The sequence below is a fragment of the Scandinavium manionii genome, assembly GCF_024764775.1.
Taxonomy (GTDB): domain Bacteria; phylum Pseudomonadota; class Gammaproteobacteria; order Enterobacterales; family Enterobacteriaceae; genus Scandinavium; species Scandinavium manionii.
On record NZ_JALIGC010000040.1, the window covers coordinates 470353 to 483661 of the forward strand.

Consider the following 13309-nt stretch of genomic DNA (forward strand, 5'->3'; position numbering starts at 1 on the left):
CTCCTGCCCGCAGAGCGGTTTCCTGATAAAACATCTATTGCTTTCAGCTGTGTTTTTCTGGAGTCGTTACCTGTTACATTGCGCCTTTGTGTTCCGGGCCGATGGCCCCGTAATCACTGATAATTTTCCAGCTGACGCTGCCGCCACTGACGCCAGCGGGCAGCGCAAACTTCGCCGTGCTTTGCGGCGCGACATAGGTCACGTTTTTCAGCGCTTTGCCCGCCACGCTGATTTGCATAAAGTTCATGTAAAACGGCGTTGGGTTGGTCACCTGTACGCTGTCACCGCTGCGCTGCCAGGTGAGCTGGCTGGCTACGTCTTCAGGGGTCCCTTTCAGACCGGTGGGGCGGAAGATGAGCTTGATACGGTTTTTGACGGCTATTTGCAGCGTGTTCTGGTTGCTGCTGACTTCAGCCGCAGGAATCGCTTTGATATTCATCCAGTACAGCGATTCACGATCGTTGGGCAGATTGCCGCCTGCGCGGACCACTCGCAGCACGTTCTGCTGCCCGCCGTCGAGACGAAACAGCGGCGGGGTCACCATAAAGGGGGCTTTCTCAGCGCCACCAGTGGTGGTATCGACCCAGGACTGCACCAGATAGGGCACTTTGTCCGGGTTAGTGACGCTCAGTGAAGACTCCTTCTTACTTCCGTCATAAATAAGGCGTGTGCCGCCCACGATCACACCCGCCTGAGCCAACGTTGAAATGGCCAACAGTGCAGCCAGTAACGAGCCAGTAAACATTTTCATATCAATATCCTGTCGAGGAGATAAAAAATGGCCGGCACTGTTGCCGCCGGCCTGTTCGCTAATCTCCGGCCCTTGCGGGCAGAGTCTTAGTTGTAAATAACGCTGAAGTTCGCCACACTGTTCGCAGGACCCGCGGTAACGTCAGAAGTCACTGATTTGTAGCGAGCAACGAACGGCAGATTGTTCATAGAGGCGCCAGACTGCAGTGTGTATGCCGCAGATGGCTGAAACAGTGGCAGAACACCATTGGTGTCAGAGAGCTGGATACCGACACCCGTTGCAACACCTGCTTCCTGAGTCAGTTGCAGAAGGCTGTTGTCGCCGTTCAGGGCAGTACCATCAAACTTAATGCTGGCGGTAGAAACGGTGACCGGGCAGTTGGTCAGCTGAATGTCGAAACTGGTAGCAGCAGCGGTGTCGCCGGGGTTCGCAAACTCAGATTTAGCGACCTGACCCAGATTCACCTGCAGTGGGTTTGAGACAGTGTTAATAACATCGCAACCTGCATCGATAATTTCACCGGTGAAATTAACCTGGCCCGCAGCCGCGAATGCGTTAGCCGTAGACAGAACAGCAGTAGCCGCGATAGCCATAGCGATTACATTCTTTTTCATAACGATTTCCTTTTATTTATATGAGTCATGCCAACGAACTCAGGCAATAAGACGCCCATCAAACACCCGAGGGTAATTGAACTTTCCGTTAAACATTTCCTTGCTTCATCAATTGAATTGCACAGTGACCGTTTTATTGACAACAATTAAATCAATCTACAACTGAATACTCTCAGCCAGTCAGGCTTGAACGCCCGGGGAAAACTGACTTACATTCAAAATCAATCTATCTAATCAACTACCAATTCACTGCATGAATCAATTTTCATTAGATCACCTACTAAACGCAAGGTGTTTTTGGGTGTAATTTTACACCGCGACTTTCATTCACTTAATAAAAGTTCTTTACCATAATGCAGCCACTTATTAACGCAGTAAGAATAATCTTAGGCGCGAGCAAGGTGACATAAGTGACTATTAATGAAGGACAAAAAAAACTTTCTTTAGAAAACACAAATATCAGGAATAAAAAACCGACCACTGAAATAGAAAAATTGCTTTATCATCTCACGCCATTTTCTAACAAGATTGAAACAAAAAATCGTCAAACAATTAACTACATGGATGACGAAAAACGAAAGTGTTTTTTGTTGCATAAAGGTAGCGTTTCGCTGTACCGCAGCGTTGATGGGATGGTGCTAAACACAGAGTCCGCGCCTTTTATTTTTGGCGTGAGCACGCAACTAATGGATCCTGAGTATCTTTTTATCCGCACACATGACGTGTCAGAGGTGAGCTGGATGTCGCTGGAAGTTGCTAATCAGGTGATTGCCGATAATAACCTCTGGCGGTCGCTGTCTCAGATGCTGATATATACCGTGACGCGGGTTTACGATCACTGCACCAAAATATCGTCTCTGTCGTCATACGATATTATTCGTTACCAACTCTATGAATTAATGAGCGAACCAGACGCCATTCGCCAGAGCGTAACTATCGCCAACTATGTGCAGAGTCGCTCGTTTTTATCGCGCAGTAGCATCATGAAAATCCTGGCACAGCTCAAAACCGGGGGCTACATCACTACCGACAGAGGGCTGTTGCTGGCAATCCATAACATCCCGTTAAAGTATTAATGTACGCTCAGGCGCTCTGTTGCTAGATTTAAAGCATGAGCGGGCCACTATAAACGTACAGTTATGAAAGAATCTTTCCTGCATGGCATGACAACACCGGCTATGTCTCAGTCCACGCGTGATCTCATCGATGTGCTCACGCCGTATGTCACGTTTGAGGATGTTCCGGCCAATACGCAACTGCCCTTTTCCGTGGAGGGCGTGAACCAGTGTTACATCCTGTTATCTGGCCTCGTAAAAGCGGGCAGAAGCACCGATGACTTCGTTATCTCGTCCATCACCACACCCAATATTTTGGGCATCACCAATAGAATTCCAAATGAATCGGGCCTCTATATTGAAACGGTCACCGAGGCGAGGATAGCCACGTTACCCACCACACGAGCCAATGAAATTATTGCGCAAAATAATGCCTGGGAACTGTTGGCGGGCCACATGACAGTCATCGCCAGCAACCTCTATAAAAAGAGTGTGCTGATAAGCGCCCCCACCACCTACGATGTGATGAAATTTCAGCTCATCGCGCTGATGCAGGAGCCAGCAGACCTGCGAGAATCCCACTCTGCGGCGAAATATATCCTTGAGCGCACACGCCTGTCGCGCAGCACGGTAATGAAAATGCTCTCTCAGCTGAAACTGGGGGGATATATCGAAATGGAAGACGGCGTGCTAAAAGCGGTGCATCGTTTGCCGGAGAAGTATTGAATCCTCTTTCCCTCTCCCCAAAAGGGCGAGGGTCTGAGCGGCTCCGTTCCCACTACTGCGCCACATGGATGCGCTTTTTAATGTCCTTCAAAAACAGCGTGATGGTAAACGTCATCATCACCAGTAGCGACCACGACCCCCATTTCCCGATATGCACTGTTGCCCATGCGCCAAGCTGATTCGGATAGCGCCAGACGCCGAAGAAGGTGCCCATATTCTCCGCCAGCCAGATAAAGAAGCCGATCAGCGCGAAAGCCAGCAGCAGCGGCATTTTATACGGCCGGTCGTAAGGGGTGAAAATCACGGTCGAACGCGCGTACATTCCCAACGCCACGGCGGCGATATACCCACGGTAATCGCCGATAAAATGATGGGTAAAGAAGTTGGCATACAGCGCAAGCGACAACAAAACAGCATGCAGAATGGGCGGATGATGGCGAATTTTCAAATCCAGCAAACGCCAGCACTGAATGAGGTAGCTACCAACCGCCGCGTACATAAATCCACTGAACAACGGCACGCCGACAATTTTGCTCCAGCCCGCCTGAGGGTAACTCCACGATCCAATCGCCGACGAGGTTTTGAAGAGTTCGAGGGCAAAACCCAGTAGGTGAAACAGGGTGATGGCTTTGATTTCATCCAGGCTTTCAAGCCGGGTGAAAAACATGGTGAACTGGATGGCTAAGGCGATGAGCAGTAGCACATCGTAGCGCGAAATCCCCAGCCACCCGTCGCGCGGCACGCAGAATATCGCCACAAAGAATAAGCCCGCGAACAAACAGGCACGCAGTTCCTTGATGCCGAACCACAGAAACTCCAGCCCATAACGCTTCACGCCAGTCAACGACGTGGCGGGTGGTTTCATTAAATAGTGATCGAGTCGATTGAGCACTTCCCTTCACTCCATTACAGAAAGCGCTCATTGTGCCATAAGTGCGACAGAAGCATAGCGGGTAGCGTTATGGCCACCCGCCCTTAAATTACCTCAATACTTCCTTCAGCACCGGGCCGATGGCCTCAAACGCCTGTGGGGAAATGATGTCGACGTGAGCGCAGTTCTGGCGATACACCTCAAGCTCTTTCACCCACGGCCCCCAGGCACGATGCGGGTCCTGGCCCGGCGTCAGCGTTTTTTCGGCGACGAACAGCGTGGCTTTGCCGTCGAACGAAACGCTGTGCGCGGTGGTTAACAGGCGCACCGCATCGGCGTAGTTCCCTTCAATCGCATTGAACAATTCGCCGGACGCCTGCCCCTGTTGCGCCGCCAGAAACGCTTCACGCTCGCGGTTAATTTCCGCCAGCACGGCCGGGTCCAGCCCATTGGCTTCTTTTTCCGACCAGTTCTGCGTTTCCGGCGGCCAGGTATCCAGCAGCCCGAGGAACGCCACCGCTTCGCCGCGCTGACGCAAACGCGCCGCGATGCCGTGCGCCAGCGTGCCGCCGAGCGAGTAGCCGAACAGATAATACGGGCCGTGCGGCTGCTGTTGCAGTAGCGTCGACAGATGGTGCTCGCACAGCGCATCCAGATTTTCCGCGCTGGCCATTGGCCCTTCCGGACGCGGCGATTGAATGCCGGTTATCGACCAGCGCGGGCTCAGCCAGCGGGCCAGCACGCTGAACTGCCAGGCAAAACCGGACGCCGGATGGAAGCACCACAGCGTTGGCCCATGGCTTTCACGCAGCGGTAGAATCGCCTCGTAACCCAGCCGCTGAGCCTGCGCGTCGTTCACCGAATCCAGCAGATGACTGAGTTTACCGACGCTCGAGGCTACCATCACCTGTCCCGGCGTGACCTGACGCACAAAGGTTCGGCTGAGCTGCGCCGCCAGACGCATCGCCAGCAACGAATGGCCGCCAAGCGCGAAGAAATCAGCATCGACGTCGCCAATCTCACAGCACAGCAGCGCGGAAAACGCTTCTGCCACCGCGTGCTCGGTGGCGCTTTCCAGCGCACGCCCTGGCGCTTTTTGCGTCAGTTCCGGCAGCGGCAAGGCTTTGCGGTCGAGTTTGCCGTTAGCGCTCAGTGGTAGCGAGGACAACGGAATAATCGTGATCGGCACCATGTGCGGCGGCAGCGTGTCGCGCAGGCTTTCCAGCAGCACGTCGCACGCCAGCGGCAGCCCGGAATCGGACACCACGTAGCCCACCAGTTGACGCGCATCGCCGCCCACCGCCGCGGCCTGATTCAGCACGCAGGCATGTGCCACAGCCTGTGCCACGCCGGGCAAACTCAGCATCATGCGCTCGATTTCACCGAGCTCTATACGCTGCCCGCGAATTTTGAGCTGATCGTCGCTGCGGCCCAAATATTCCACCGCGCCGTTATCGAGCCAACGCGCCACGTCGCCGGTGCGATACATGCGCTCACCCGGCGCAAACGGGGAGGCGATAAAGCGGCTGGCGGTCAGGTCCGGACGGCCCATGTAGCCCTGCGCCAGCTGAATGCCAGTGAGGTATAAATCCCCCGCCACGCCGAACGGCACCGGGCGCATCTGCGCGTCGAGAATATGCAAACCGGTATTCCACACCGGGAAACCAATCGGCACGCTATTGCCGCTGACCGCCGCCAGTTCAGGGCCAAATGCCGGATACCAGCTGACATCCACCGCCGCTTCCGTCGGGCCGTATAAATTGTGCAGTGGCGCGTGAGTGAGCTGTTCCCATTCGCGGCACAGCGCGGTCGGCAGTGCTTCGCCGCTACAGAAAACCTGTTTCAACGTGCGGCACGACGCCACGTTTTCGTCCGTTAATGAGGCCACGAATGCTGCCAGCATCGACGGGACAAAGTGGGTGGTGGTCACACCGAAATCGGCGAAGAACCGTTGCAGCGCCTGCGGGTCGCGATGCGCGTCCGGCTCGGCCATCACCAGTTTCGCGCCGGTGATAAACGGCCACCAAAATTCCCACACCGAGACGTCAAAACTGCACGGCGTTTTCTGCGCCACTACGTCGGCCGCGGTCAGCGGATAGTTTTCCTGCATCCACAGCAAGCGGTTGACGATCGCCGTTTGCCCGACCATCACTCCTTTCGGGCGGCCGGTCGACCCGGAGGTGAAGATGATATAGGCAGTGTGATCGGGCTGCGACAGCGCCAGCGGTGTCTCGTCCCCCGGTGCCAGCGGCGCGTTGTAGCACAGCGTGTCGATCCCGGAAAAACGGCTGAGCTGATCGTCAGACGTAATCAGCAAAGACGGTTTCGCGTCTTCGAGCATCATGTGCAGACGATCGTCCGGATAGCCGGTGTCGAGCGGCAGCCAGGCCGCGCCCGCTTCGACGATCCCGTGCAGCGCCAGGGTCAAAAAGACCGAACGGGGCAGCGCCACCGCCACGCTGTCGCCGGGTTTCACGCCGCGCTCACGCAGCAGATTCGCCAGGGCGACCACCTGCTGGCGCATTTCGCGATAGCTGAACTGTAATCGCGCATCGGCCAGCGCGGGTGCGTCAGGCGTTTTCGCCGCCTGGACCGCCACCAGCGCGCTGAGCGTGCTTTCCGGCAGCATCATGCCAGTTTCATTAATCTGTTCGAGGCGCTGATATTCGGTGTCCGACACCAAATCCACATCGCCGCAGCGAAGCGCAGGGTTGGCGGAAAACTGCTCCAGCATCGCCAGTAAACGCGCGGTGTGCTGTTGCAGCGTGGCTTCGTCGTAACGTTGCTGATTCGCCAGGACTTCAATCGACAGTCCGCCCTCTTCGTCCGGGAACAACGCCAGTTCAAGATCATTCACCGGTCCGGTGGCGAGCGTGTGCGTGGTGGCGCGAACGCCGTCAATTTCGAGTTGATAATCGAATACTTTGACGTTAAATACCGGGCCAAACAGCGGTTCGTCACCCGCAGCCTTTCCTGCATCACGCACGATTTGTTCGGCATCATAGCGCTGATGGCGACGCATTTTTTTCAGCTGTGCGCCCAGACGATTGGCCAACTCTGACAGGGTTTCTTCCGGTTTGAGGGTGACCGCCAGCGGCAGCACATTCAGCACCGGTCCGGTGGCGGTGAGCGCCGCCGAGCCTAACCGGCGCATGAAAATGTAGCCCGCTGCGTAGTCGTTCCGACCACACAGGCGACCCAACCACAGCGCCGTCAGCGCGAGGGCTAAATCGGTGCGTGGGCTGGTGGTGGCCGCAGATAAACGGCTAAACGCCTGTTTGTCGGCGCTGAGTTTTAAGCGCCAGATGGCGGTGGTCGAGGCGCGACCCGGCAGCGGTGCGGCAGACAGCGAGGCCGGAGACGGTAGCTGCTGGCGCTGTTCAGCCCAGAACGCACCGTCGCGGCTCCAGGCGTCGCTGTCGCGATAGCGCTGATATTCATCGACCACGTCCGCAAAGGGGGTAAACGGTGATTCCGGCGGCGCTTCGCCTTTCAGCAACGCGCGATAAATATGTACGACCTGGCGGGTAATGGCCGGGAAACTGAAGCCATCAACCAGTAAATGGTGATATCGCTGATACCAGTACCAGCGGTTATCGGCCACACGGAATAGCTGGTGACACACCAGCGGGTTGCCGCTGTCGACCCGGGTGTTTTGCGCCAAATCAACCTGCATGTGTGCGAGTGCGGCGGCGTGCGCGTCGGCTTCATGACGTAAATCCTGCACCGCTGAAACACCCGGCGTGAGCGCGTCATCAACCCATTGCCACGGTTCGCCGTTTTCGTCGGTGAAGCGCATACGCAGGGTGTCGGCCTGCGCCAGCCCCAACGTTATGGCCTGCTGTAACAGCGACGCGTCAATCGCGCCGTCGAGTTCAACGTAATGGGCAACGCTCCAGGCATTTGGCAGCGTGGAGAGCTGTTCCGCCATCCAGATCCCCGGCTGGGCCGCAACCAGCGGTAAACGCTCAGTCATGGCGGCCTCCGGCAAAATGGGCAGGGTTCAGCGTGGTCCAGCGCGCTGCCAGCCAGGCGTTACAGACTTCGGCGCTTTGCGGTTCGCAGACGATTTCCCAGCCCGCCGGGAGGGCGCACTGCTGCGGCCAAAGGCTGTACTGCTGGCGGGAATTTTGCAGGATATAAAACTGCCCTTGCGCATCATCGAAAGGGTTACTGATTTGCATACCAAACTCCTGTCGTAAAGCGCGCTTTATGCATCGGCCAGCGGCTGCCAGAGCGCGATCAGCCCTGCAGTAAGCCCGCCACGCCAACACAGCGCATCGTGTCCGCCGTCAACCTGACGCCAGAAAACCGGCTGCTGTTGTAGTTGTTGTAAGAGGGCCTGATTGGCCTCAAAGATGACCGGCTCGCGACGTCCGGCTTCAAGCCAGATCCGCAGGCCCTGCGGTGAAAATTCACCGCGAGAAAGTTTTTCGAGAATGACGCCGCCGTGGCGATCGCCACGTTTCGGCCACCAGTAGGAGCCGGACTGACTCAGCACACAGCCAAAACGCTGCGGCCAGCTGAGCCCGGCGAACATCGCCGCCAGCCCGCCGAAGCTTTGCCCGGCGACCAACGTGCGTTCCGGCTGCTCGCTGAACGGCGCGATGCGCTGAACCTGCGGGAGCAGCTCGGCCTGTAACGCCTGCCAGAAATCGGTGTTGCACGGCAATTCCGCGCTGCGATGGGCGGTGTCGATGGCATCCACCAGCACATACACCGCCGCCGGAAGCTGCCCTTCGCGGGTCAGTCGGGCGAGCGGCGACCACACCGGCATACTTTCAGCCCAGAATTGACCATCAAGCAAAATCGCCAGCGGCCGCGCATGCTGTGACGGTTTTCCGGTGGTGAAAATCCACACCCGGCGGACATTCCCGAGACGCTGGCTGTGCCATTGAATACACACCGGCGGCGTGTACGGTTCGTCGGGGCTGTCCCAGCCTGGCTGTTCAGGGGCGTCGGGCAGTGACAGCGCAGACACCGCATGCCCGCGTCCACCGCGCCAGCTGTGCTTATTACGCGGATCGGCCATCGCCTGCGGCAGCAGTTTTCGCCAGCCTTCGCGCAGCAAAATGCGATCCGGTGCGTTGCCGTTAAACAGCGCTGCATCGAAATCATCGTCGCGTTCAGAAGGAATGAAACAGTAGCTGCCGCGCCAGCTGGCAGGCAGCCGCGTCTGCCACTGCCAGACGTCAGTGCCCGGCAGACGGGACAGCGTCTGCGGCACCGAATTCTGGTGGTGATCGGTCACGCCGGTGATGTAAAGCCACACCCGCTTGAGATTCGAATGCCGCTCGCTACCCGCCGGATCGCGCCAGTAAAACGTGACGTGGCAAAACGCCCCTTCCCGCCGCCATTGTGGCCCGTCAATGCGTTTCCACCAGGCTGCACTCCCTGTCGTTACCGTCTCCGCCACGTTAACCCCGCGCTGTCTGTGGATTATTTTGTTACAGGCTAAAAATTATTGATAATATTATTGATAACTATTTGCATTTGCAATAGCGTATTGACGCGCGTTTTACTTTCCTTCCCCTGCGCTCTGACAGGGGGTTTATTTGATACAGCAGGACGTTGGCTCACAATGAATAACAAACTCAAATCCTTGGCCTTACTGGTCAATCTGGGTATTTACGGGGTGGCATTACCCGTATTCGCAGAAGAGACCGCAAAGGCAAAAACTGCAGACGCTGAAGAAACCATGGTCGTTACCGCGGCGCAGCAGAACCTTCAGGCGCCGGGTGTTTCAACCATTACCGCCGATGAAATCCGTAAACGCCCGCCCGCTCGTGACATTTCCGAAATCATCCGCACCATGCCTGGCGTTAACCTGACCGGTAACTCCACCAGCGGCCAGCGCGGCAACAACCGCCAGATTGATATTCGCGGCATGGGCCCGGAAAACACCCTGATCCTGATTGACGGTAAACCGGTCACCAGCCGGAACTCGATTCGTTTAGGCTGGCGCGGCGAGCGTGATACCCGTGGCGACACCAGTTGGGTTCCACCAGAGATGATTGAGCGTATCGACGTTATTCGTGGCCCGGCTGCGGCGCGCTACGGCAACGGCGCGGCAGGCGGCGTGGTGAACATCATCACCAAAAAAGTGAACAATGAGTGGCACGGCAGCTGGGACACGTTCATGAATCTGCCGGAGCATAAAGATGAAGGCTCCACCAAACGCACTAACTTCAGCCTGACCGGCCCGATGGGCGGCGATTTCAGCTTCCGCCTGAACGGTAACCTGGATAAAACTCAGGCCGACGCCTGGGACATCAACGAAGGCCATCAGTCTGAGCGTACCGAAATTTACCAGAATACCCTGCCCGCCGGGCGTGAAGGGGTGGAAAACAAAGACATCAATGGCGTGCTGCGTTGGGATTTTGCGCCGATGCAGTCGCTGGAACTGCAGGCAGGCTATAGCCGTCAGAACAACCTGTACGCAGGCGATACGCAGAACACCAACACCAATAATTTCGTCAAAGAAAACTACGGTAAAGAGACCAACCGTCTGTACCGTCAAAACTACTCTCTGACCTGGAACGGCGGCTGGGATAACGGCATCACCACCAGCACCTGGGCGCAGTACGAACACACCCGTAACTCACGCAAAGGCGAAGGCCTGGCGGGCGGCACCGAAGGTATCTTCAACTCCGATAAGTTTGTCGATATCGATTTGGACGATGTGCTGCTGCACAGTGAAATCAACCTGCCTGTCGACTTCGTGTTCAACCAGACGCTGACCCTGGGCACCGAATGGAACCAGCAGCGGATGAAGGATATGGCGTCGAATACCCAGACCTTTATGGGCGGCACCATTCCGGGTTACAGCAGCACCAACCGCAGCCCGTATTCACAAGCGGAAATCTTTTCGCTGTTCGCGGAAGACAATATTGAAGTGACCGACACTACGATGTTGACCCCGGCGCTGCGTTTCGATCACCACAGCATTGTCGGCGATAACTGGAGCCCGTCCCTGAACCTGTCGCAAGGACTGTGGGATGATTTCACCCTGAAAATGGGGATCGCCCGCGCCTATAAAGCGCCGAGCCTGTACCAGACCAACCCGAACTACATTCTCTTCAGTAAAGGCCAGGGCTGCTACGCCAGCGCCAGCGGCTGCTACCTGCAAGGGAATGAAGACCTGAAAGCCGAAACCAGTATCAACAAAGAAATTGGTCTGGAATTCAAGCGTGACGGCTGGCTGGCGGGTGCCACCTGGTTCCGCAACGACTATCGCGACAAGATTGAAGCGGGCTATGCGCCGGTGTACACCAACGGTTCCGGAACCGATCTTTACAAGTGGGAGAACGTCCCGAAAGCGGTGGTTGAAGGCCTGGAAGGCACCTTGAACGTCCCGGTGAGCGAGACCGTTAACTGGACCAACAACATCACCTACATGCTGCAAAGTAAAAACAAAGAGACCGGCGATCGTCTGTCTATCATACCGGAATACACCCTCAATTCGACCCTGAGCTGGCAGGTGTATCAGGACTTCTCCGTGCAGTCGACCTTCACCTGGTACGGCAAGCAGCAGCCGAAGAAGTACAACTACAAAGGCCAACCGGCGACCGGTAGCGAGCTGAACGAAGTTAGCCCGTACAGCATTCTTGGCCTGAGCGGCACCTGGGATGCGACCAAATACGTCAGCTTCACCGCGGGTATCGATAACCTGTTCGACAAACGCCACTGGCGCGCGGGCAACGCCCAAACAACCGGCGGCGCGACGGGCTATATGTACGGCGCGGGTGCAGAGACCTATAACGAGTCTGGCCGCACTTACTACATGAGCGTGAATACGCACTTCTGATAACGAGGCCGCCCCTCTCCTGCGGGAGAGGGGTATCACCATGAAAACAGAGCACAGCCCCCTTTCCCTCGACGGTCATACGCTTCATCAGATTGAATTCGACCCCGCGACCTACACCGACGCCGATTTACTGTGGCTGCCCCATCACGCTCAGCTTTTGCCTGCTGGCAAAAAGCGCAAAGCGGAACATCTCGCTGGCAGGCTTGCTGCGCTTTATGCCTTACAGCAACATGGCCTTCGATACATCCCGGCTATCGGCGATAACCGACAACCGCTGTGGCCTAACGGCTGGTACGGGAGCATCAGCCATAGTGGTACGACCGCGCTGGCGGTGGTGTCACGGGAGCCGGTGGGTGTGGATTTAGAAACGGTGTTTAGCGCGGAGGTGTGTGACGAGATTGCTGACAGTATTATTTCGCCCAAAGAACATGCGTTGCTGAAAAATTCTGGGCTTCCTTTCCCGTTGGCGCTGACGCTGGCGTTTAGCACCAAAGAGAGCGTGTATAAGGCGTTAAGTTTCGCGACCAACGACATGCCCGGTTTTACGGCCGCCCACCTTGTGGCAATTAATCGACAACACATCACGGTGCAGTTAACCGCCGCCTTTGCCCCCACGCTGGCGGGGCGAATTTGTCGGGTGGCATGGCTGCAAATCAATAATCAGCTCGTGACCCTACTGGCGAAAACTCTCCAGTCGGCGTAGCTGTTGGCCTTTATCATCAAAATTGCTTTCATCAAGCCAGGCCTGAAGCGCGGTATTAATCGCGGGCCATTCGCCGTCGATGATTGATAGCCAGTCGCTGTCACGGTTTCGGCCTTTGCGCACCATCCGCTGACGAAAACGGCCTTCGAAGGTGAAACCGATGCGTTCTGCCGCCTGGCGTGAGGCGGTGTTCAGGGAATCGCATTTCCATTCCACACGGCGATAACCACAGGCGAAGGCTTCGCGCAGCAGTAGCCAGACCACTTCGGTGCTGATGACGCTGCGCTTCATGCGCAGTGACCAACTAACATGCCCGATTTCCACCGTGCCGTTGGCGCGATCGATTGCCATCAGGCACACCACGCCTGCTGCGCGTTCGCTGCGTAAATCAATGACCGCGAAGGGCACTATCGCGGCGTCATCTACTTTGTCCTGCAGCCAGGCATTTGCCGCCTCAACGGAATCAGGCCGCTCGCTGCCGAGCCACGTCCAGTCGCGGTCATCCGGCGCCAGAGCGAAAGCATCGAACAGATCCGCAGCATGATGCGCGGCATTCAGCGGTTCCAGTCGACAGGTTCGGCCCGTTAACGGTTTACGTTCCAGCAATCCCGCGCCCTGCCAGTCCGGAAGTGGGTCACCCACTAATTGCTCATATTTGTTGATTTCCGCCACGTCGCCTCCCGATGATTATTCATCACGGTTATATCACATGGCATTACGGCTTCGCTGCAAACCCGCCAGCCCCAATCGCCGTTAGTTTCGTCAAACAATACATTTTCCGA

General features: G+C 56.5%; 11 protein-coding genes. 4 read left to right on the plus strand and 7 right to left on the minus strand.

Annotated features, from left to right (window positions below; all coding sequences use genetic code 11):
- Window positions 1–73 precede the first annotated feature (73 nt).
- Together MUU51_RS20015 and MUU51_RS20020 are read right to left on the minus strand one after the other, a co-directional pair.
- Window positions 74–751 carry a fimbrial biogenesis chaperone gene (locus MUU51_RS20015; protein ID WP_159774367.1) on the minus strand — a complete coding sequence of 226 codons (678 nt, stop codon included), beginning with the start codon at window positions 749–751 and terminating at the stop codon, window positions 74–76.
- A gap of 86 nt (window positions 752–837) precedes the next feature.
- The gene (locus MUU51_RS20020; RefSeq protein WP_258968441.1) at window positions 838–1365 is read right to left on the minus strand and encodes a fimbrial protein; all 528 of its coding nucleotides are present in this window, start codon (window positions 1363–1365) and stop codon (window positions 838–840) included.
- Window positions 1366–1781: 416 nt separating this feature from the next.
- Here MUU51_RS20020 and MUU51_RS20025 point away from each other — a divergent pair, with 416 nt between their 5' ends.
- The gene (locus tag MUU51_RS20025) at window positions 1782–2441 is read left to right on the plus strand and encodes a winged helix-turn-helix transcriptional regulator (RefSeq protein WP_374684797.1); all 660 of its coding nucleotides are present in this window, start codon (window positions 1782–1784) and stop codon (window positions 2439–2441) included.
- A gap of 63 nt (window positions 2442–2504) precedes the next feature.
- A complete protein-coding gene (locus MUU51_RS20030) occupies window positions 2505–3146 on the plus strand; it encodes a winged helix-turn-helix transcriptional regulator (protein WP_258968443.1) in 642 nt (213 codons plus the stop codon).
- 52 nt (window positions 3147–3198) lie between these two features.
- Here the strand turns inward: MUU51_RS20030 and MUU51_RS20035 are convergent, their stop codons facing one another.
- The 4 genes from MUU51_RS20035 to fes all read right to left on the minus strand — a co-directional run bounded on the left by MUU51_RS20035 (window position 3199) and on the right by fes (window position 9433).
- The gene (locus tag MUU51_RS20035; RefSeq protein WP_258968444.1) at window positions 3199–4038 is read right to left on the minus strand and encodes a DUF817 domain-containing protein; all 840 of its coding nucleotides are present in this window, start codon (window positions 4036–4038) and stop codon (window positions 3199–3201) included.
- An 88-nt stretch (window positions 4039–4126) separates the two neighbouring features.
- Window positions 4127–7993 carry an enterobactin non-ribosomal peptide synthetase EntF gene (entF, locus tag MUU51_RS20040; RefSeq protein ID WP_258968445.1) on the minus strand — a complete coding sequence of 1289 codons (3867 nt, stop codon included), beginning with the start codon at window positions 7991–7993 and terminating at the stop codon, window positions 4127–4129.
- Window positions 7986–8201: an MbtH family protein gene (locus tag MUU51_RS20045; protein WP_110511116.1), complete on the minus strand. Its 216-nt coding sequence runs from the start codon at window positions 8199–8201 to the stop codon at window positions 7986–7988. The genes entF and MUU51_RS20045 overlap by 8 nt, the downstream gene beginning before the upstream one ends.
- 26 nt (window positions 8202–8227) lie before the next feature.
- The gene (gene fes, locus MUU51_RS20050) at window positions 8228–9433 is read right to left on the minus strand and encodes an enterochelin esterase (protein WP_258968446.1); all 1206 of its coding nucleotides are present in this window, start codon (window positions 9431–9433) and stop codon (window positions 8228–8230) included.
- A gap of 165 nt (window positions 9434–9598) precedes the next feature.
- Between fes and MUU51_RS20055 the strand changes: the two genes are divergently transcribed.
- Both MUU51_RS20055 and entD read left to right on the plus strand, forming a co-directional pair.
- Window positions 9599–11824: a TonB-dependent siderophore receptor gene (locus MUU51_RS20055; RefSeq protein WP_258968447.1), complete on the plus strand. Its 2226-nt coding sequence runs from the start codon at window positions 9599–9601 to the stop codon at window positions 11822–11824.
- Between the two features lie 40 nt (window positions 11825–11864).
- Window positions 11865–12527, plus strand: a complete 663-nt coding sequence (gene entD / locus MUU51_RS20060) for an enterobactin synthase subunit EntD (RefSeq protein WP_258968448.1) — start codon at window positions 11865–11867, stop codon at window positions 12525–12527.
- Here the strand turns inward: entD and MUU51_RS20065 are convergent.
- Window positions 12498–13199 carry a GNAT family N-acetyltransferase gene (locus MUU51_RS20065; RefSeq protein ID WP_258968449.1) on the minus strand — a complete coding sequence of 234 codons (702 nt, stop codon included), beginning with the start codon at window positions 13197–13199 and terminating at the stop codon, window positions 12498–12500. The two genes, entD and MUU51_RS20065, sit on opposite strands and share 30 nt — an antisense overlap.
- Window positions 13200–13309: the final 110 nt, after the last annotated feature.

Bases quoted from the DNA above. Each gene is read 5' to 3' on its own strand.
- MUU51_RS20045 (WP_110511116.1), bottom strand. From the start codon at position 8,201: ATGCAAATCAGTAACCCTTTCGATGATGCGCAAGGGCAGTTTTATATC.
- MUU51_RS20015 (WP_159774367.1), bottom strand. From the start codon at position 751: ATGAAAATGTTTACTGGCTCGTTACTGGCTGCACTGTTGGCCATTTCA.
- MUU51_RS20020 (WP_258968441.1), bottom strand. From the start codon at position 1,365: ATGAAAAAGAATGTAATCGCTATGGCTATCGCGGCTACTGCTGTTCTG.
- MUU51_RS20030 (WP_258968443.1), top strand. From the start codon at position 2,505: ATGAAAGAATCTTTCCTGCATGGCATGACAACACCGGCTATGTCTCAG.
- entD (WP_258968448.1), top strand. From the start codon at position 11,865: ATGAAAACAGAGCACAGCCCCCTTTCCCTCGACGGTCATACGCTTCAT.
- entF (WP_258968445.1), bottom strand. From the start codon at position 7,993: ATGACTGAGCGTTTACCGCTGGTTGCGGCCCAGCCGGGGATCTGGATG.
- MUU51_RS20055 (WP_258968447.1), top strand. From the start codon at position 9,599: ATGAATAACAAACTCAAATCCTTGGCCTTACTGGTCAATCTGGGTATT.